Consider the following 20994-nt stretch of genomic DNA (forward strand, 5'->3'; position numbering starts at 1 on the left):
TTTTAAATTATCATTCTTGATTTTCTGCAAAATTGGACAACAAATTTTTAATATATTCAATACGTTCATTTCGTTGTAATTCTGATTTTTGTAATTTTAATCGATTTGAGTTTTCTAAGCGATAATTTTTTGGCTCTTTTTGGATTATTTCAATCAAATAATCAACGGACACTTTATTATTACTGCCAAATTCAATATAACCACCTTTTTCGCCAAATTCGATTTTAGTAATACCCAGTTGGCATGCATGATAACGGATTTTGGTCATTTCTAATAAAAATAGCACAGCATCGGGTAATTGCCCAAAGCGATCACGCATTTCAACTTGAATGTCGGTGAGCTCATCAAGGTTATCAACGCTAGCAATCCGTTTATAAAGCGATAGTCGTGTGTTAACATCAGGAATAAAGTCATCGGGAATTAATGTTGGTAATCGTAATTCTACTTCGGTGTGTTGACTATTAAGTAATGATTCGAGTGTCGGTTCTTTTCCCTCTTTTAGCGATTTAACAGCGTCATCAAGCAGTTCTATATAAAGGTTAAAGCCAATGGTTTCGATTTGACCACTTTGATCACTGCCAAGCAGTTCACCTGCACCACGAATTTCAAGATCATGTGTTGCTAAGGCAAATCCAGCGCCTAAATCCTCGAGCGAGGCTATTGCATCAAGGCGTCTTTTGGCATCTTTGCTGAGTAATTTGGGATGTGGCGTTAATAGATAAGCATAAGCTTGATGGTATGAGCGACCAACTCGTCCTCGTAATTGGTGTAGCTGCGCTAAACCAAATTTATCGGCACGATCAATAATGATGGTATTCGCATTAGGGATATCTATACCTGTTTCGACAATGGTTGTACAAACCAGTAAGTTAAAACGTTGATGGTGGAAGTCATTCATAACTCGTTCTAAATCACGTTCGTGCATCTGTCCATGTGCGATGGTAATACGTGCTTCAGGGACTAATTCAGCCAAAGTTTCACTGACTTTTTCGATATCTGATACATCATTATGTAAATAATAAATTTGCCCTCCGCGTAAGATTTCGCGCAAAATGGCTTCACGAATAACTAAATCGTCGTACTCTCTAACAAATGTTTTCACCGCTAAACGGCGAGCTGGTGGTGTAGCTATAATTGAAAGATCACGCATACCACTCATCGCCATGTTTAGGGTTCGAGGAATTGGTGTTGCAGTAAGTGTTAGAATATCAATATTGGCTCGCATTGCTTTGATGCGTTCTTTTTGACGAACGCCAAATCGGTGTTCTTCGTCCACAATTAACAGACCAAGATCTTTCCATTTAATCTCTTCTTGTAATAATTTGTGCGTACCTATCACGATATCTACTTTCCCTTCGCTAAGGGCTTCAATAATAGCTTTTTGTTGTTTGGCCGTTTTAAATCGCGATAAGCTTTCAATGCGTATTGGCCAGTTAGCAAAGCGATCGCAGAAACTTTCATAGTGTTGCTCGGCAAGTAGGGTAGTTGGTACTAAAACGGCGGTTTGTTTATGATTAATAACGGCTAAAAAAGCAGCACGAATCGCTACTTCCGTTTTACCAAAGCCAACATCGCCACATACTAATCTGTCCATGGCATAAGGCGAACACATATCGCCAATGACAGCACCAATGGCATTTTGTTGGTCGTCAGTTTCTTGGTAAGGAAATCCTTGGCAAAATAGTTCATACTGTTCACGGTCTTGTTTAAATTCAAAGCCGGATTTGCTTTCACGTTCTGCGTAAATATCAAGTAATTCTGCTGCGACATCACGCACTTTTTCGGCGGCTTTTTGTCGTGCTTTACTCCAAGCATCAGTGCCTAATTTGTTGAGTGGTGCGTTTTCTTCATCACCGCCAGAATAACGACTGATTAAATTTAGTGACGAAACAGGCACATAAAGCTTAGTATCATTAGCGTAAAGTAAAATTAGGTATTCCGCTGTAATGCCACCTGTTTCTAACGTTGTGAGTCCTGCATAGCGACCCACACCGTGTTCTAAATGCACAACGGGTTTACCCGGTGTTAGCTCAGCCAAACTACGAATGAGTGAGTCAGTATTAATTGCTTGTTTATTTTCTTTTTTACGACGAATAATACGCCGACCTAATAGTTCGTTTTCAGTAATAAAAGCGTAATTTTGTTGCTGATCAATAAAGCCTTGCTCACTGGTACCAATCATTAAACAAAAACGGTTATCCACCTTTGTTTGTTCATCAAGCTGGTGAATAGATGTTGGGTGAATACGAATTCGCCCAAGAATTTCTTGTAAAGCCTCTTTGCGTCCTTCTGATTCAACTGAAAAAATAATTTTCCCCGAAAAATCAGCAATAAATTTTTGAAATTGCAAATAAGGATCTTTTTGTTGGATTTGAATGGCGATTTCAGGCAATGCACAATAAGGTAAATTAATATTTCTATTTGATTCAGCTATTGTCGTATTTGATACAACTATTCTTGGGTAGTGTTTGAAATTGGCAAAAATCTCATCAATTTTAGACCAAATAATTGCTGGCTCAAGTAATGGGCGCATTGGGTCGACTTTGCGGTTTTCATAACGTTGTGTAATATCTTGCCAATATTTGTTAGCATTTTGTTCAATATTAATGGTGTTAATGATTAAGGTATTGGCTAAAAAATAAGAAAATAGTGACGTTAGTGGCTCGTTAAAAAAGAGGGCTTGCCAATATTCAATGCCAGTTGGCAAAATATTTTTACTTACTTGTTGATAGATGCTTTCGGGATCTAATCTTACTTCAAACTTTTCTCGCCACTGACTACGAAACAGTTCGATTGATGTTTTATCAAATGGAAATTCGTGTGCGGGTAATAGTTGGATTTCTGCTATTTCGTTAAGGGTTCGTTGGCTTTCAACATCAAAGGTACGTATGCTGTCTATTTCATTGTCAAAAAAATCGATACGATAAGGTCTATCACTGCCCATTGGATAGATATCAAACAGCTCGCCACGAGTGGCATATTCGCCATGCTCCATAACTTGGCTAACTGAACGATAGCCGGCATTTTCAAGCTGTAAACGCAAGTGTTCACGACTAATTTGTAGCCCTTTTTTCATCATAAATACATGTCCGCCTAGGTAGCTTTGTGGGCAAACTTTTTGCATTAGCGTATTTATTGGTAAAATCAATGCACCTTTCGTTAAATGTCCAAGGTGATAAAGGCAGGATAAGCGTTCTGATACAATATCTTGATGTGGTGAAAAACTATCATAAGGTAATGTTTCCCAATCAGGAAAAAAGATAGCAGGAAATGGTGAAAATTGTTTGAGTTCCCCATGTATACGGGCAGTTTGTTGCATATCATCAGTAATAATCACCACTAAACCATCGTGTGCGTCTATTGCTTGGGCACAAAATTGTGATAACGAAGAACCAATAAGTTGCCCAATTTGCTTAATTTCACCTGGTTTTTTAGGCATTAATGTTGAGATATGTTGTGTTTTAGGCATGTGAATTCGTCGATTTTGCTGAAAAATTATCTCCAGATTATAACGTAACTACATGGTTGTTTTCTATAACTGTTTAATCCTGTATGATAAGCATCTTGTATTTAACTAGCAAAACTTTGTCAAAAAAGTTTCAGGTAATCTATACGTTTATGTCAAAAATATTTCGTCCATTAGTCTTTTTTATTGGTTTGCGCTATGTGTATGGGCAAAAAACGGATGGCTTTGGTCGCTTTGTGTCATGGTTGTCGATGATTGGTATTATGCTTGGTTCTATTGGTCTGATTGTAGTTTTATCAGTCATGAATGGGCTTGAAGACCAGATGCAAGGCAGTATCTTGAAGTTTTTACCTCAGGCACAGATCACAAGTTCACAGGGTCGTATTGATCCTAACGTTGTTACTGGTGAGCAATTTAGCCATATTCAAGGCGTTAATCATATTAGTCCTTTAGTTACTGGTGATGTGGTTTTGCAAAGTGAACAAAGTATCACGGTAAGTACCTTAATGGGTATTAATCCAGAAGATAATGATCCAATCAATGATTACATCTATAGCGGTTCTGTTTTAGATTTGCAAGCAGGGCAGTACAATGTCATTATTGGGCAAACATTAGCTAATCAATTAGGCGTAACAGTTGGTGACAAAATCCGCTTAATGGTGACTGATGCTAGTCAAATTACACCAGTTGGTCGTATTCCTTCACAACGTTTGTTTAATATTGTTGGACTATTTTCAGTTAATCATGATATTAATCAAGCGCTCATTTATGTTAATCAGTCCGATGCTAGAAATCTATTACGTTATCCTGCCAATATGATAACCAGTTGGCGTTTGTTTTTAGATAAACCACTTGATATCGCTACGGTAACGAATACTCAATTATCAGACGGATTAGTTTTTAATGATTGGCGAGCTAAACGTGGTGAACTGTTCCAAGCTATTAAAATGGAAAAAAATGTTATGGGCTTATTGATTAGTCTGATTGTTATTGTTGCCGCTTTTAACATTATCACCTCGCTAAGTTTACTTGTTATGGAAAAGCAAGGCGAAGTTGCGATTTTGAAGACGCAAGGCTTGTCTCGCTTTAAAATTATGCTGATTTTTATTATTCAAGGAGCAAGCTCAGGGGTAATTGGCACGTTATTAGGTAGTACAATTGGTCTATTAATCGCTTGTTATCTAAACGAAATTATGCAAGTGCTTGGTTTATCGTTTGCAGGCATTCAATTACCATCATTGGTTGAACCAACACAAATTATTTTTATTATTATTGGATTGCTTATGTTATCGCTAATTTCAACTATTTATCCTGCATATCGTGCAGCCAATATCCAACCAGCCGAGGCTTTACGTTATGAATAAACAAATATTGCTTAGTGCCAAGAACCTTTATAAAACTTATAACGAAGGAAAAATGGTCACCGAAGTACTAAAAAATGTCACATTTGATATTTACTCTAAGTCATTACTTGCCATTATTGGTAGTTCAGGCTCAGGTAAAAGCACGTTATTACATCTATTAGGAGGACTTGATAAACCCACTTCGGGCGAAATTATGTTTAAGTCTAAACAACTTAACCAACTATCCGAAGTCGAAAAGGCACAGCTACGTAATCAAGAAATCGGCTTTGTTTATCAGTTCCATCATTTATTACCTGATTTCACCGCCTTAGAAAACGTTGCAATGCCATTATTAATTGGTGGTGTATCGCCTAATGAAGCAAAAAAACGTGCTATGGTAATGCTTGAAGCGGTTAATTTGGCCAAACGAGCCAACCACCGTCCATCTGAACTATCAGGTGGTGAGCGTCAGCGTGTGGCAATTGGGCGAGCATTAATTAACAACCCAGCACTGGTCATGGCTGATGAGCCAACTGGCAATTTGGATAAATCAACCGCTGATGCAATTTTTGATTTGCTTATTAAACTAAATCGGGAACATGGCACCGCATTTTTGGTGGTGACGCATGATCTTGAACTTGCCAATAAACTTGATAAACAAATGGTGATGAGAGATGGGCAACTATCTGTGAATACATCATCAGATAATCAATCAATGGATAATTAGCATGAATTTATCTTTAATTACCGCTATTAAATTCCGTAAAGGTCGCCGTAAAAGTGGTATGGTATCGTTAATTTCGATCATCTCAACACTCAGTATTGCCATTGGTATTGCAGCCTTAATTATTGGATTAAGTGCGATGAACGGCTTTGAGCGTGAGCTACATAATCGTGTTTTATCTGTAGTTCCACATGGGCAACTATATCCTGAATATGGCAATTTAGATAATTGGCAACACATTCAACAAGAACTCAAGAGTAACAGCAATATTGTATCAGCCTTACCGTTTGTTAATTTTACTGGATTAATTGAAAACGGTAGCAAACTTGGGGCAGTACAAGTGCAAGGGCTTGATCCCAAGCAAGAAGCGCAAGTTAGTGCACTGCCTAATTATGTTCTGAATAATAAATGGCAAGACTTTAAGCCCGATAGACAGCAAGTTATTATTGGGGCAGGGCTTGCTAAAAACTTGTCAGTAAACGAAGGTGGGTGGGTTTCTTTATTAATTCCTGTATCGGGTGGACCAAACCAACTTAAACCGCCTAAGCGTGTTCGTTTACAAGTGGTGGGCATTTTAGAGCTAAGCGGTAGCTTAAGTAACAATATTGCATTGATCCCCTTAACGGATGCACAAAAGCTACTCAATATGGGCGATAGCGTTACAGGTATTATGGTTAATGTGAACGATGTCTATCAAGCTAATAACCTTATTGGGCAAGCTGTATTAGCACTTGATGAAACTCTGGCATTTAATAGTTGGGAACAGACCTTTGGCTTTATGTATCGTGATATTCAAATGATCAGGCAAATTATGTATTTGGCTATGATTGTGGTAATTGGTGTGGCATGTTTTAACATTGTGTCAACATTAGTGATTGCCGTTAAAGACAAACAACGTGATATCGCCATATTAAAGACCCTAGGTGCAACCAATCGATTAATTCGACATATCTTTATTTGGTATGGTGTGATATCAGGGTTAATTGGTAGCGTAATGGGCGTTGCTTTAGGCGTGATATTGTCTTGGCAATTATCAAATATTATGAGCGGAGTTGAATCGTTACTAGGGCATAAAATTCTAAATAGTAATATCTATTTTATTGACTTTTTACCTTCTGAAATTCATCTATTTGATGTGGTCATTGTGTTTATTACTGCCATGTTATTGAGCTTAATTGCTAGTTACTATCCAGCTAAACGGGCTTGCAAAATTGAACCTGCACGGATTTTAAATAGCTTTTAATCGTGTTTTTGCATAAAAAAGGCGCTGTTTGATGATAATCAGCGCCTTTTTATTGCTAATAATAGATGTAATAACTACTCGGCAAAGCGTAGTGCATATATTGCGTATAGATCCCTAATATTGTTACAGCAAATATAAGGCTAATCACAAGTAAACTTAGTTTACTGGGATATTTGAACATTTTAAGACATAAGCAAACCGCTCCACCAAGCACAAACCCAGCGCAAGCGCCACCGATATGAGCCATATTATCGATTGAAGGTAATAACCCTATCCCAGCAGTTAACACTAAACTAATTAGCATTGCTTTAACAGGCATTTCTTGTATATTGGTTTTAAACACCAAACAATAAGCTAGCAAAGCGGTAATAATACCTAAAATTGCCCCGGATGCTCCACAGCTGATTACATTTTGATTGATGGTAGCAATATCGCTTGATAAGCTCCCCACTAGTCCTGAAAGGAAATAAATACCAATAAAAGCAACACGAGGAACACGCTGTTCTAAAATCGGTCCTGTACTCCATAAAGCGAGCATATTCATTGCTAAATGTGTCACACTGACATGCATAAATAAATTAGTAAACATCCGCCAATACTGACCGGAAAAAGTCAACTCTGCGATATCAGCACCCCAATCAATCAAAAATCGGTTTTCATTTAGTGGCGAAAATCCACGACTATCAACTAGCCGAAATGCAAAAAAACATAAAATATTGATGACCACCAACGTCGTGGTCATTTTAGATTGACTAGCGTAATACTTGATATCATTTAACGTACTCATCAAAAAGGTCCTTTTTAGTGTTAAATTGTATTGATAATGTGGAGTTAATCTAATCGTTTGCCTAGTATCACCAAATCGCGCTGAATATTGTCAAGCTCCGCAACATTTGGAAACAATCCCCATTGTTCATACTGCATCTTTTTAAATAGATTGATACTAGGTGTGTTATGGCCAAATATATAACTTAGTATAGTTTGTATACCAGCTTGTTTAGCAAATTGCTCAATACTGTTAATCATAAACTGCCCAATTTGCTTACCCCGATAGTCTTGATGAAGATATAAGCTAATTTCAACGGTTTTGTTATAGGCAGGGCGACCATAAAATGAAGATAAACTTATCCAACCACAAGGCTTATCTTGATATTTTATTAGCCAAAGAGGACGGTTTTGTGGGTTATGTTGATTAAACCAATCTAATTTGCTTTCAACAGAAACGGGCTGTGTATCAGCAGTGACTTGGCGGCTAGCAATGGTTGAGTTATAAACATCGACAATAAATGGTAAATCGTCTAACAAAGCATCGTGATAAGTGATCATCTTCTTTGTGGTAAGTGATAAAAGGAGATTATTGTAGTTTTATTATGTGTTATAGGCAATAAGGGATATTTTGATTAAAAAACAAATAAAGGTTGATGATGATTTTTTCATTTAAAAAACCAAATAAAATCAATGCCTTTCCTGACTGTTTTTTTATGTAAAAAACACATAAATTACAATCACACATTACAACCAAACAAAGGTATATTTAATTATAGATTTTATTTTTTGATTTCCTAAATTTAAAAAAATCGTATAAAAATCGGTCAGGAAAGGTATTGATTTTATTAAAGTTTTTTCTGTGCGTTTTTTTGAACACAAACCTCTCCAAACCCTTTTTTTTACGATAATTTAAAACTCAATAAAATCAAAATATTAGAAAACAGCTTAAAAAAAGGGTTTTCAAAGGCAAAATTGTTGTTTATCTTTATATAACAAGATTTATTAAATCTTGAGTTCTACTTTAACGCCGTATAGGCGGTTTAGAAAAATTATAGCAGAATTATGCAAGCATTATGATACTTTAACGCCGTATAGGCGGTTTAGAAAGTTAACAGCGGGTTAAATCCTATTGTTCAGCTCTTTAACGCCGTATAGGCGGTTTAGAAATGGTACGATAAATATTCGGAAAGTATAGTTACCTTTAACGCCGTATAGGCGGTTTAGAAATCGGGTAGTATTTGTAAATCATCATTACTAGCCTTTAACGCCGTATAGGCGGTTTAGAAAAATTTGGGATGGTACACAGTATACTGCGGTGACTTTAACGCCGTATAGGCGGTTTAGAAAATGACGCCGGAACGACCGTTTGGTGTGTATTGCTTTAACGCCGTATAGGCGGTTTAGAAAATAGTCGAGAACCAATTTTTTTATCGCTGAATCCTTAACGCCGTATAGACGGTTTAGAAACGGGCACATTTGGCAACAGCTGAGCACAGTGAAGATGGCATCGTAGAGGGAGTATCAGGATGATACGAGTAGCGTAGCCGAAGGCTACATTCTGCAGCCTTGCGAGGGTTTTTAGGGGATTTCGCAAAAAATCCCCTAAATCGGATGTGATCACAACAGCTATTTTATCCACCCAAAGCCTAAACGTCCGAAACCACGGCACACAACCCATTTTATGCACTAACAAAAAAGAACTATTTTGATAAAAAAGCGGTCAGGAAAGTTACTGATTTTATTAAAGTTTTTTTGAAAATTATTTTAAGTAAAATCAGCTGTTTATATAAACTCGTATTAATCAATGGTTCAAATAAGAGATAATTTTGCCTCAAATTTTTCAAAATAGTACATCTATTTATTTCATATTTGAAGTTTTTAAAAGCGACATAAGTCGCTTTTAATCTTTGAATGAGTCAGTCCATTTTCCTGTATTAGTTGGTTCACTAGTTGTTAGTTGTTAGTTGTTAGTTAATATTTAAATTTATATTAATTCCAGCTTGCATTACTAACTCTATTTTTTGAAACAATTGCTTTGTGAGAATTTTGGCAATTTAAACTATCACCGTGGATTTCACCGTTCTCACATTTTTTACGGTATTCATCTAGTAGTTCTTTGTTATTTTTGAAATCTTCTACTGTGTAAGTTTTTTCATTACATCCAAATAAAAACAAGCCAGTAATGAATATTAATATTTTTTTATGGAAATTCCTTACAATTATTAGTTAATTATAATTTATCCCTATGTATATAGGGTATGTTTTAATTATAGCTTTTTATTTTGTTATTAAAATAACAATTTGTTTTTATTTAACAATTTTTGTTTTTTAAGCTTAAAATTGATTTTATAGCTCAATAACCACTCGTCCACGCGTAATGTCACTAATGGATTTTTGTAGGGGTGGTGATTTGTCTTTTGTTATAGCGATATCTACTTTTACGCCTTCGGCATCAAATTCTTGATTTTCAATTAATGCATCAAGTTCTTTTAGACGGTTTTCGATAATAGGCCATTCACTATAATAACAGTGAAATTGCAGTGGAATACGAGCAATAAGTTCGATCAGTTCTGCTTGTTGTAAGCAGTGGCTGGCCGATCCGCCATAGGCACGAATTAAGCCACCAGTACCAAGCTTTATGCCGCCAAAATAACGTATTACTACTACGACAACTTGATCGCAATCTTGCCCTTCAATAGCAGAAAGGATAGGGCGACCTGCTGTGCTGGTGGGTTCGCCATCGTCATTAAATCGATATTGTTGACCAATCTTCCATGCCCAGCAGTTGTGAGTTGCATTGGGATCGCTAACGTGATCGATAAATTGCATTGCTTGTTCGGCTGAGGTGATCGGCGCCGCCTTGACAATAAAGCGGCTTTTTTTAACTTCTTCTGTTAATTCAGTTGGATTTGCTAATGTATATGGCATATTAATTCTGGTAAAATCGTTTTATTGCGATTAATCATACTCAGCAGATTTAAAATGTCTATCAATTTACAACAATTAAAGCAAACGCAACAGACTTTGGCCAAGCAGATTAAATGCGATGATGACTTTAATTCCACAGTAAATTATGTTGGTGGTACCGATGTTGGCTTTGAAGATAATGGCAAGGTAACTCGAGCGGCAATCGTCATTTTGCGTTATCCAACCTTCGAGGTTGTTGAGTATCATATAGCTCGAATTGAGACTACATTTCCTTATATTCCAGGTTATTTGTCTTTTCGGGAATATCCTGCGCTACTTGCCGCTTGGCAGCAGGTAAAACAAAAACCCGATTTACTGTTAGTTGATGGGCAAGGTATTGCGCATCCTAGGCGGTTAGGTATTGCGAGTCATTTAGGCTTGTTGTTAGATATGCCGACTATTGGTGTGGCTAAAAAAAGGTTGTGTGGTGAGTCTGAATTATTAGCAAAAAAAGCTGGCAATGTTACGCCTTTGTTTGATAATAAAGAACAGGTTGGTTGGGTACTGTGTAGTAAAGATAATTGTAATCCGCTGTTTGTTTCGATTGGACATCGAGTAAGTCAAGATAGTGCTTTAAAATGGGTTAATGCTTGTTTACGTGGTTATCGTTTACCAGAACCGACCCGTTGGGCTGATGCAATTGCTTCTAATAAACCATTATTTAAAAAGTTCCTCCATGCAAAATAATCTATTACCCTTAAAAAAAGGGGGGTTTACCTTTAAACGTTTTTTTGTTGCTCATGACAAAAGTCCAATGAAAGTTACAACCGATAGTTGTTTGTTAGGGGCGTGGGCTCCCATTGTATTTGAGCCTAAAAAAGTGTTAGATATTGGCTGTGGTTGTGGTGTGATTGGGCTGATGTTAGCTCAGCGTTTAGAATATTATTCTTGTCAAATAGATGCAATTGATATTGACGCACAGGCAGTAATGCAATGTCAACAAAATAGCGTACAGTCAGGCTTGACTTTGATTAATGCAATTCATACTGATATTAAGCAATTTTCACCGATCGATGAGGTTGGTTATGATTTGATTGTGACTAATCCTCCTTATTTTGAACCAGCCGTCGATTGTCGAAATAGTCAAAGGCAATTAGCTCGTTATACTGAGAGCCTTAATTATCAACAGCTTATTGATTCAGTCAGGCGTTTATTAAATCCTGAGGGTTTATTTTGTTTGGTGTTACCATATCATTTATCACATCAGTTTGTGCAATTATGTTTGTCGAATGGATTATTTTTATTTAGAGTGATGAATGTTAAGTATAGTGTAGGTAAAGATTTTTCGTTGTCGTTATTAGTTTTTTCATACAATAAACCAAATAAAATCGATCAGCAACAATTGTGTATGCGTGATGATGATGGGCGTTATTCTCAGGCTTTTAGAGAATTATTAGCCGATTTTTATCTATTCCGTAAATAACTGTCTAATATCATTAAATCGGCTTTAATTGGGTAAGATGTAAAAATAGATGATAGCTATTAGTGCCAAGGTGATGATGACAATAGCATACACTTTATCGTGTAAGTAACTAAAGGCCGATAAAGATCGTTCCTTTCTGGCATAAAGGTAAAAAAGCAGTCCTACACTATAAAGTATCATTGATAGTAATAGGTAAGATACCCCCCCTGCATAAATGAGCCATATGCCATAAAGCGATCCGCATGCACCAATCATGATTAAGTAGGCATTGCTTTGTTTAATGGCTAATTTAAAAACAAAAAGTGCAGAAAGTAAGTAGGGGATAAGCACCATTGAGGTTGATAATTGAATTAAGGTGTTGTATCCAGATTGATAAAAATGGGCAAGAATAATTAATACGGTTATTAGGCTTGTTGTTAGCCATAATGCGTTGGCAGGTGTCCCTGCTTTGTTGAGTTTCCCAAAAAAGCTTGGTACGGTATGTTGTTTGCCTTGACCACTTAAAAATAACATTTCAGCAGCAAGCATTAGCCACGATAATAAACCACCACTTACTGATACAATTAAGCCAATATTAATTAAGGTTGCTCCCCAACTACCAATTACGTGTTCAATCACTAAGGCCATTGATGGATTTTTCATTTGTGCAAGTTCTTGTTGTGGTACAATACCAAGCGATAACACAGAGACACAAACAAGTAATAAGCTAGTAATGGCAAAACCAAAGAAGGTGGCACGACTGATGCTGATCATGTTTTTTGCTCTGGCAGCATAAACGGTGGCACTTTCAATTCCTAAATAGACCCAAACGGTATAAAGCATGGTGTTTTCGACCTGCTGTATTATTGATCCTAACTGCGGTGATCCCCAAAAATCCACTTTAAACGTCGATATTTTAAATGCAAGGCTAACACAGACAATAAATAAACCAATCGGTACAATTTTTGCTAATGTCACTAGACAATTTAATAAAAAAGCACGATATATTCCTTTTAAGACAAAATAATGTACTATCCATAAAAATACGATAGCTGTAATAATGGCAGGTAAAGTGGTGCCATGACCAAAAAAATTAAAACAATCAAAAGATCCCAGTGCACTAAATAAGATCACTAAGTAGCTGGTACACGACATCCACGCCGATATCCAGTATCCCCATGCGGCATTAAAGCCGATATAATCACCAAAACCTTCACGGACATAGCCATATAGTCCATCATTGATTTTGTAAAATCGAATCGATAAATACTGAAATATTCGCGTTAGCATGAACATGCCGAATAGGGTTATCCCCCATGCAATGAGAATGGCTCCAGTACCTGAACCTTCGGCCATGTTTTGTGGCAGACTAAAAATTCCACTTCCTACAATACTGCCAACAACTAATAGAGTAAGGGGAAGTATGCCTAGCTTTTTTCGTATTGGTGTATTCATCGATTCACTTATTTTTTAGTTAAATATTAGTTAGCTTTCATTGGGTTATTTTAAAATCTTAATGACATGCAACTTACGCCACCATCAATTTTTTGATATTCAGAGGTATCCACTTCAATCACTTGGTAACCTAGTTTTTCGATTTTTGCTTTTGTTATTGGGTAACCTGCTGGCATAATTACTCTATCATTTACCCAAATGCAATTGGCTGCATAACTTTCTTGTTCAGGGATTTCAATAATATTAAGGTGCTTAAATTCGGGTTTAGTTATAAATTCCCCTGTGGCTAATAAATTGTTATTTTCCAAATAAGCAAGCCCAGTTTTTAGGTGAAGAACTTTTTCTAGTGTTACGATAGATCCCGTTAATCCATACTTTTCTAAAATAGCAATCATTTGTTTAGCACCAGCTTGGTTGGTTCGAGCTGATAAACCTATGTAGTAGTGGTTTTCAACCATCATTATATCCCCCGCTTCAACAGTTCCAGGTGCGGTAATTCTTTCTATTTTATTTGGATAAAATCTTTCAATGGTATCAGCGATGATTTCAGTTTCTTCCCTGCGGCTTTCAGCTCCTGGTCTTGTTATAATGGCACAATGTGGTGTACAAAGAACGGCATCTTCAACAAATACGGAATCAGGAAAGCGTTCGTCAGCAGGTAATATGGTGATATCGACATCGCACTGTTGTAATGCTCGAATATAATTATTGTGCTGATCTAAGGCTTTTTGATAATTTGGTTTGCCTAAATTAGCCGATGTTAAACCATTAATTAGTGATTTAGCTGGTGTTCTTGCAATAATATGACTAAATTTTTTCATTTTTAACCCACCTTTGTTTTATAATTATGCTATATTTTTGAATAATAATTCACTAAAAAAACTAAATCAAGCTTAAATTTGATTTTTTATGCAATTTTGTTGTTGTGGTGTTTAGCTCTGAATTATTGTCGATTTTGAATTGTTGCGGATATCGCGAGTAGGTTACCAATTGATAATTGTGTGTTGGTATAGAAGTAATAGGGAATACACAAAAAAGGGTAATATTAAATTACCCTTAAAAAGATATTTTTAAATAGGTGGGTTATTCACCTTCAAAATCGACTAATGTAAAACAATTAATGCCCATATTAGTGAGTTTAGTTTTTCCCTCTAAAGTGGGTAAATTAATTACAAAGGCGGCATCTTGGGCAATGCCGCCTGCTTTTTGGATCAATTTTGCTGTTGCCGCAACTGTACCGCCAGTTGCCAATAAGTCATCGATGATTAATACGCGTTCACCAGCTTTGATAGCATCTGAGTGAATTTCGAGCGTGTCTGTGCCATATTCTAGTTGATATTCTTCTTTAAATACGTGACGCGGTAACTTATTGGGTTTTCTTACTGGTACAAAACCAATATTTAATGCTAATGCAATTGGAGCGGCGAAGATAAACCCACGCGCTTCGGTGCCAACCACTTTATCTATTTTTTTATCTTTATAGTGATCGATTAATAGCTCAACCGAAGTACGAAATGCAACAGGATCTTCAAGCAGGCTAGTAATATCACGAAATAGAATCCCTTTTTTAGGGTAATCTGGTATGGTGATAATACTATTTTTAATAAGTGCAAGTTTTTCTTGTAATTGAGTCATATTAAATGTTCTCTATATCATTTCTATAAGAATGGACAATTTTTTATTATATACTCTCGCCATTTGGCATGGCAATAAACAAAAAGCAATATCGGCATAAATTAAAATCCTTGACTTGGTTTTTTACATTTTTTTACAAATAAATACAATATTCAGACAGTTTATTTTGTAAAAAGCAGATAATTGAATAAATTTCATATAAAAAAGGAAATAACATGAAATTTATTAAATCACTTATCTTTATTGGACTTTCTGTATTGAGTTTTTTGGGGAATGCCAAAACAAATAATCAAATACAGGTTCGTTCTGAGAGTGAATGCTTTTAGTTTTTATCTGAATATTTTTTTTCGTGTTCAATTAGCCAACGTTTTCGTTCTAATCCTCCTCCATATCCCATTAACTCGCCATTTGAGCCAATGACTCGGTGACAAGGTACAATAATCGCAACTCGATTAAACCCATTTGCATTTGCAACGGCACGTATAGCTTGTGGGGTATTGATTTTTTCTGCTTGTTGTTTATAGGTGGTTAGTTTTCCATAAGGAATTTGTTTTAAACAATCCCAAACGGTTTTTTGGAAGTCTGTTCCTGGTGTATGCAATTTGACATTAAAATGTTGTCTTTTCCCTTGGAAATATTCATCAATTTCTTTTTTTGTTTGTTTTATATGGTTATTATCACCAAAAATAATTTTCATTTTTAGCTGTTTTTGTAGTTGTTCGAATTCAGTTTCTAGCATCCTTCTATCTACAAATTCTAATAAGCAAATACCTTGATTGGTAGAGCATACAAACATGGGACCTAATGGCGTTGTTAAGCGATTAATTAAAATAATGTCTTGATCAATACTTTCTAATGGTGTGTTTTTGATGATTTTTTTATAAGTATATCCAAAACCACTTAAAGATTCATATCCCGTATTATAAGCGGTATTAATAACCTTTTTTTCGACTTTAAGCTCTTGAAAGGCTTGATTAATTCGGTACATCCTTTGATAAGTTTGGAAGGTGATTCCGTAATGTTTTTTGAACCAGCGTCTGACTATTTCAGGGCTTATTTGATGTTTTTTTAATATGGTATCAGATACTTTTGTTTTAGGATTTTCTGTAATTAATGTTATTGCTTTAGCAACGTCAATGGGGGGTTCATTAGCATTTTCAGTTGGTTTACAAATTTTGCAAGGTCGATATCCTGCATCAAGTGCAGCTTTAAATGTAGTAAAAAAGTCAACATTTTCAAATTTTGGTTTTCGTGCTCTGCAAGTTGCAATACAAAATACAGATGTCGTTTTAACCCCTGCATAGAAGATTCCCACATAGTTTTGATCTTTTGTGAGTAAAGCTTGATAATATTCTCTTATTTTGTCCGCATTACTAATAACCATAATTTTTTTAAGCCTTAATTTTATTACATCTAATAATTAGTATGCATATTAAATAATATAGTAGCGGCTGCAACCGAAAAAACGACAACTATTTTTTATATTGAAAATTTGTCATAAAGAAAGACTTTAGAATAAAAAACTTAACCATTTAATGATGTGTTGGTTAAGTTTTTTGTTTAATTTGTGTATAAAGGCGAATTGTTTAACGATTTTGCGACAAAACTATTAACTGATAGTGCTGCATTAAGTTTGCCTTGAATAGCTAATGCTTGTTGCTTTGATTCACATTGGGTAAAAACACATGCACCAGTTCCTGTTAATCGAGTAGTGCCATATTGTGAAAGATAAGTAATTATATTGTTTACTTTAGGGTAGCGTTTTCGAACAACATTCTCACAATCATTTTTAAATTTGTTAAACGGCAGAGAAAGTAAATCAGCGATGTTTTGGGCTGGTGTATTACGGGTGAGTTCAGGATCATTAAATATCTTAACTGTGGATATTTCAATATTGGGGTAGGCGACTAAATACCAGTGTTCAGGAATGTCGACGCTTTGGAATTGATCACCAATGCCTTCAGCAAAAGCTGTATGCCCATGAATAAAAATAGGTACATCAGCACCAATTGTACGTCCAATTTTGATTAATTCGTCAGTTGATAAGTTAAGTTGCCATAACTGGTTTAGTGCGACTAATACTGTTGCAGCATTGGAAGAAGCTCCACCAAGTCCGCCACCCATTGGAATTGTTTTATTAATTGTAATATCTACACCAATATTTTTTTTGTTAGCATAAGACTTTAGTCGTTCCGCAGCGATCATAATTAAATTCTTATCGTCAGGAATGCTGGCAAATGGTGTTAATAACTTTATTTTATCATCTTGACGGACTGTAAACGTCAAGATGTCATAATAATCTACAAATTGAAATAGCGTTTGTAGATTATGATAATTATCAGCACGACGACCTGTAATATATAAAAATAGATTTAATTTAGCAGGTGATAACCATTGTTTCATAAATATAATCCGTTATCGTAGAACCCAGTCACTAATTTTTAAGCGGACAATTTCATCATCATGGGTAAGTTCAATAATTGCAGGTAAATCAATTTTTTTATTTTTATAGGTATAAGTTTTATAACTTGGAATTTTTAATGTCCATTTATTATTACCTTGCATAAAGGTGGTTGATATTAATCGCCCTGAATTATCTAATTTGTCAGCATTAATATTGTCTGAAAATCCTTTTAACCAATTATGTAAAGAATTTAATGGTATATTTACGTTAGAGATTTTTCTCATTAGATTTTCAACGTTGACATCTTGATAACTTCCGCCGTTTTTATCAATAAGTTGTGCATAATTAGGCTCAGCTTTTAAGGTTAAAATATTGGTACCAACAGGTGTAGTTAATTTGACTTCGTAATTATCTGTTGACTGTTGGATAATTAAAAATCGGCCATAATTACGGGACTTATCGCTCATATGAGCAATACTGCCGTTTACTTGGAATGCATTTATTTGTTGTAGATTTTGTTGGTGAGCTTGCCATTGTTGCTCAACTGAAGTGGAATTTTGCGATTTAGTTGCTTGGCAAGCTACAATAAATAAAGATAAAATGATAACAAAAGTATATTTGATATTAGACATGAAATAACTCTTTAGTTGTTAATGTTTGTTGTCAGTGATAAGTGCATTATAACCGATAATTATTTGAATAAGAAAAAGTAACTATGCAAATTAATCTTTATTCTTTTTTATGTATAATATAAGTTAGAGCACGTTTAATAAAATAATTATATCTAATATAACCTTCAAAAAAGAAGTAATGCAATGTCAATTACAATATTTGGTGTTAATCATAAAACAGCACCAATCGCTTTAAGGGAAAAGCTAGCTTTTCATACTGAGATTGTCGATAAGGCACTATATAGCTTATACCAACATCCTTTAGTTGAAGGGTGTGTTATTTTGTCTACCTGTAACCGAACAGAAATTTATCTTAGTTATGAACATCAAACTGATTATCTGAAATTAAAACAATCGGTTGAGCGTTGGTTAGCGCAATTTCATCATATTGATCTTGAGCATTATCAAAATTCACTTTATTGGTATGATGGTCGACAAGCTGTTGAGCATTTGATGTCGGTTGCTAGTGGTTTAGACTCCATGGTCATTGGTGAACCGCAGATCTTAGGGCAGGTTAAGCAAGCATATTGTTTTGCACAAAAGCAAAATTGCTTATCAGTTAAATTAGAAAAATTATTTCAGACCATATTTCATGTTGCTAAAATTGTTCGCAGTGAAACTAATATTGGGGCCAATACAGCATCGGTTGCTTATGCGGCTTGTTTAGTTGCTCGTCGTCTTTTTGTTGATGTGTCATGTTTAAATATTATGCTTGTTGGGGCAGGGGAAACGATAGAGCTTATTTCTCGTTACTTAAAGCCCCATGGATTTAATAAAGTTTTTATAGCTAATCGCACCCGTGAAAAGGCATTAAAACTTGCCTCTAATATTGATGCAGAAATCATCTCATTACCAGATATTGCTAACCGGTTAAAAGATGTTGATATTGTGATTAGTTCAACCGCAAGCCCTTTACCTATCATTGGTAAAGGAATGGTTGAACGTACCTTATGGGCTAGAAATAATCGTAAAATGTTGTTTATTGATTTAGCAGTTCCCCGTGATGTAGAGGGGGAAATTAGTAACCTTGATAATGTGCATCTTTATACTATCGATGATTTACAAAAAACGGTTGAAAATAATCTAGAACAACGGGCTATTGCTGCCAAAGAGGCACAATATATCATTCAAGAACATGCAGAAAATTTTATTGATTGGCTTAAAGCTAGACATGCTGTTGCTTATGTTAAGCAGTATCGTAGTAATGCAGAAAGTGTTAAACGTGAGTTGCAAATAAAGGCTTTAAATGCGATCAAGCAAGGTGCTAATATTGATGAAGTGCTTTCTGAATTTTCGCATCGTTTAACCAATAAATTAATTCATGCACCTACCCAAACATTACTCAACGCAGCTACACATGATTGTGATGACTGCTTTAAAGTGCTGAGTAAAGGCTTAGGGTTAAAAGAACATTAATAAATTGACAGTCTTCTTAGCTGGATAAGTAATAAATTGGATCAGATTGAATTTTTTGACATTCCAAGCCCTTGTAAACGCATTTGTGAAACAGATAAGCAAGGCTATTGCGTTGCGTGTTATCGTTCCAGACAAGAAAGATTCAATTGGTTGACCTTTAATGATAGCCAAAAGAAAGAAGTTTTACGCTTATGCAAACAACGAGCATTAAAGCGTCATTATCTATTATTACAGCAGCAACGCCAAAAATTAAATTCTATCCCATTACAAATTGAGCTTAATTTTTAAAATCTAATTATCTATTTTTAAACTGTGTATTGTAATATTATCTAACTCAGAGTAGGATTTCACTTAAATAAGTATGGCATAAGTTTGCTAACTTTTTAATTTAACTGGAATTGATAAAATATGAAAATGTGCATTGCTTGTGGCATGCCAATGACCAGTATTGGTGATTATCCATTGCTGGATATGTCAAAAAACTACTGTAAGCATTGTTCCAATAAAGATGGAACAATGAAAACATTTGAGGAAAAATGGCATGAGGTTGCATTACACTATGCTAAAGACCACAATATTGATAGCGCTGTGGCGAAACAGACTGCTTATGTTATTTTAAAAAAATTACCTGCTTGGAAAAGGAAGGTTTAGATGTTTTTTTAAGCAGATAAGTTGCTTTGTAGATAATATCTGTTGCAGATATTACAAAGCTTAGTATAATGCCAACGTTTACTTATTAACACTTCAAAATGCCAGTGTGGCGAAATTGGTAGACGCAGCGGATTCAAAATCCGCCGCCCTTAAAAGCGTGTCGGTTCGAGTCCGACCACTGGCACCAATAAAATCAATAACTTAACTGAATTTTTCTTTTTTCGCAAATTACCAAAAGGTAGCAAGTGGCGGTAAAATGGCGGTGCAATTTTTTTATAATCGTTTATAATCCGTTTCCTACCATTTCAAAACAAAAATCATTGACATTGATATGCTCTTTCGATAGATTAGTTTTGCACTAGCAAAATCTAGTGCCAAGTTTAGCAGCTTGTAACTCTATAAGGAGCATAACCGCTCAAAGCGGTATTTTTATGCTTAAAGCCTAGCTACGCCTTTTCAATGGTGGGCTAAGTGAGGGAGCCGAAAGGCTCGCCGTGTTCCTTGTAGAGCGGTCTGCTAACCTTGCTTAGTTCACCTCCAAATTTTAGCGGGTTTGGACGTGATTAATTATAATTAATCAACAAGGAAATAAGCATGAAAAAGAATGTTCCCCAATCAAAAAACACTTTAGTTGATATCATCGAATTAGATTTAAATAGCTTTAGTAAGCTTGAACAAGCCGAACTTGTTACTCGCCTATCCATTAACGCAGATTTAGATAAAAATGAAACCAGGCTCGCAATGTGTTGTGTTTCGGATCTTTTATACGATGCCATTAATCAAGTACAATAATTAGCTTGGTTTTGTAGAAAGTTAAATTATGTAATCTACTTAAAATTTCAGTTTATG

Annotated in this window: 20 protein-coding genes, 1 tRNA gene and 1 CRISPR repeat array; of the genes, 10 read left to right on the forward strand and 11 right to left on the reverse strand. The window is 35.4% G+C overall.

Features of this window, described 5'->3' with window-relative positions:
* Positions 1-10 precede the first annotated feature (10 nt).
* Positions 11-3469 (reverse strand): transcription-repair coupling factor, encoded by a 3459-nt coding sequence (mfd, locus tag GQ594_RS04895; RefSeq protein ID WP_160411519.1) that lies wholly within the window; start codon positions 3467-3469, stop codon positions 11-13.
* Between the two features lie 158 nt (positions 3470-3627).
* On the opposite strand from mfd, the gene lolC reads away from it, so the two are divergent.
* From lolC to lolE, 3 genes are read left to right on the forward strand one after another with little or no spacing between them, the layout of a single operon-like run.
* Positions 3628-4830 carry a lipoprotein-releasing ABC transporter permease subunit LolC gene (lolC, locus tag GQ594_RS04900; protein WP_160399959.1) on the forward strand — a complete coding sequence of 401 codons (1203 nt, stop codon included), beginning with the start codon at positions 3628-3630 and terminating at the stop codon, positions 4828-4830.
* On the forward strand, positions 4823-5536 hold the full coding sequence (lolD, locus tag GQ594_RS04905; RefSeq protein WP_160411520.1) for a lipoprotein-releasing ABC transporter ATP-binding protein LolD: 714 nt from the start codon (positions 4823-4825) through the stop codon (positions 5534-5536). The genes lolC and lolD overlap by 8 nt, the downstream gene beginning before the upstream one ends.
* A 1-nt stretch (position 5537) precedes the next feature.
* A complete protein-coding gene (gene lolE, locus GQ594_RS04910; RefSeq protein ID WP_160411521.1) occupies positions 5538-6776 on the forward strand; it encodes a lipoprotein-releasing ABC transporter permease subunit LolE in 1239 nt (412 codons plus the stop codon).
* 55 nt (positions 6777-6831) lie between these two features.
* Here the strand turns inward: lolE and GQ594_RS04915 are convergent, their stop codons facing one another.
* The 4 genes from GQ594_RS04915 to GQ594_RS04930 all read right to left on the reverse strand — a co-directional run bounded on the left by GQ594_RS04915 (position 6832) and on the right by GQ594_RS04930 (position 10472).
* Positions 6832-7563, reverse strand: a complete 732-nt coding sequence (locus tag GQ594_RS04915; protein ID WP_160399923.1) for a rhomboid family intramembrane serine protease — start codon at positions 7561-7563, stop codon at positions 6832-6834.
* A 44-nt stretch (positions 7564-7607) separates the two neighbouring features.
* Positions 7608-8102 carry a GNAT family N-acetyltransferase gene (locus tag GQ594_RS04920; protein WP_160399922.1) on the reverse strand — a complete coding sequence of 165 codons (495 nt, stop codon included), beginning with the start codon at positions 8100-8102 and terminating at the stop codon, positions 7608-7610.
* 461 nt (positions 8103-8563) lie between these two features.
* A CRISPR array of direct repeats spans positions 8564-9011; the repeat unit is 28 nt; unit sequence CTTTAACGCCGTATAGGCGGTTTAGAAA.
* Positions 9012-9533: 522 nt separating this feature from the next.
* Positions 9534-9767 (reverse strand): EexN family lipoprotein, encoded by a 234-nt coding sequence (locus GQ594_RS12435; RefSeq protein ID WP_442903523.1) that lies wholly within the window; start codon positions 9765-9767, stop codon positions 9534-9536.
* A gap of 123 nt (positions 9768-9890) precedes the next feature.
* On the reverse strand, positions 9891-10472 hold the full coding sequence (locus GQ594_RS04930) for an IMPACT family protein (protein ID WP_160399920.1): 582 nt from the start codon (positions 10470-10472) through the stop codon (positions 9891-9893).
* Positions 10473-10532: 60 nt separating this feature from the next.
* On the opposite strand from GQ594_RS04930, the gene nfi reads away from it, so the two are divergent.
* The gene (gene nfi / locus GQ594_RS04935; protein WP_370519418.1) at positions 10533-11198 is read left to right on the forward strand and encodes a deoxyribonuclease V; all 666 of its coding nucleotides are present in this window, start codon (positions 10533-10535) and stop codon (positions 11196-11198) included.
* Entirely contained in the window at positions 11188-11934 is a 747-nt protein-coding gene (locus GQ594_RS04940) for a tRNA1(Val) (adenine(37)-N6)-methyltransferase (RefSeq protein ID WP_160411523.1), read from the forward strand. The genes nfi and GQ594_RS04940 overlap by 11 nt, the downstream gene beginning before the upstream one ends.
* Positions 11935-11958: 24 nt before the next feature.
* On the opposite strand, the gene GQ594_RS04945 is transcribed toward GQ594_RS04940, so the two are convergent.
* From GQ594_RS04945 to lolB, 6 genes are all read right to left on the reverse strand, one after another.
* A complete protein-coding gene (locus tag GQ594_RS04945; RefSeq protein WP_160411524.1) occupies positions 11959-13368 on the reverse strand; it encodes a basic amino acid/polyamine antiporter in 1410 nt (469 codons plus the stop codon).
* A 50-nt stretch (positions 13369-13418) separates the two neighbouring features.
* Positions 13419-14189, reverse strand: a complete 771-nt coding sequence (ddaH, locus tag GQ594_RS04950; protein WP_160411525.1) for a dimethylargininase — start codon at positions 14187-14189, stop codon at positions 13419-13421.
* A 262-nt stretch (positions 14190-14451) separates the two neighbouring features.
* On the reverse strand, positions 14452-15003 hold the full coding sequence (gene apt / locus GQ594_RS04955; protein WP_160399915.1) for an adenine phosphoribosyltransferase: 552 nt from the start codon (positions 15001-15003) through the stop codon (positions 14452-14454).
* 322 nt (positions 15004-15325) lie between these two features.
* Complete coding sequence (locus tag GQ594_RS04960; RefSeq protein WP_160411526.1) at positions 15326-16387, reverse strand: bifunctional transcriptional activator/DNA repair enzyme AdaA; 1062 nt, start codon at positions 16385-16387, stop codon at positions 15326-15328.
* 176 nt (positions 16388-16563) lie between these two features.
* Positions 16564-17406, reverse strand: a complete 843-nt coding sequence (gene ispE, locus GQ594_RS04965) for a 4-(cytidine 5'-diphospho)-2-C-methyl-D-erythritol kinase (RefSeq protein WP_160399913.1) — start codon at positions 17404-17406, stop codon at positions 16564-16566.
* Between the two features lie 12 nt (positions 17407-17418).
* Entirely contained in the window at positions 17419-18039 is a 621-nt protein-coding gene (gene lolB / locus GQ594_RS04970) for a lipoprotein insertase outer membrane protein LolB (RefSeq protein ID WP_160411527.1), read from the reverse strand.
* 183 nt (positions 18040-18222) lie between these two features.
* On the opposite strand from lolB, the gene hemA reads away from it, so the two are divergent.
* The 5 genes from hemA (at position 18223) to GQ594_RS04995 (ending at position 20937) form a co-directional block, all read left to right on the forward strand.
* On the forward strand, positions 18223-19494 hold the full coding sequence (gene hemA / locus GQ594_RS04975; protein ID WP_160411528.1) for a glutamyl-tRNA reductase: 1272 nt from the start codon (positions 18223-18225) through the stop codon (positions 19492-19494).
* A gap of 36 nt (positions 19495-19530) precedes the next feature.
* Positions 19531-19782 (forward strand): DUF1289 domain-containing protein, encoded by a 252-nt coding sequence (locus tag GQ594_RS04980; RefSeq protein WP_160399910.1) that lies wholly within the window; start codon positions 19531-19533, stop codon positions 19780-19782.
* Positions 19783-19902: 120 nt separating this feature from the next.
* Positions 19903-20145, forward strand: coding sequence for a zinc ribbon domain-containing protein (locus GQ594_RS04985; protein ID WP_160411529.1), 243 nt, complete (start codon positions 19903-19905; stop codon positions 20143-20145).
* A gap of 100 nt (positions 20146-20245) precedes the next feature.
* A tRNA-Leu gene (locus GQ594_RS04990) sits at positions 20246-20332 on the forward strand.
* 407 nt (positions 20333-20739) lie between these two features.
* Positions 20740-20937, forward strand: coding sequence for a hypothetical protein (locus GQ594_RS04995; protein WP_160411530.1), 198 nt, complete (start codon positions 20740-20742; stop codon positions 20935-20937).
* The last annotated feature ends 57 nt before the right edge of the window (positions 20938-20994 follow it).

Origin of the sequence: Gilliamella sp. Pra-s52 (assembly GCF_009795805.1) — a bacterium.
In the GTDB taxonomy this organism is placed as follows: domain Bacteria; phylum Pseudomonadota; class Gammaproteobacteria; order Enterobacterales; family Orbaceae; genus Gilliamella.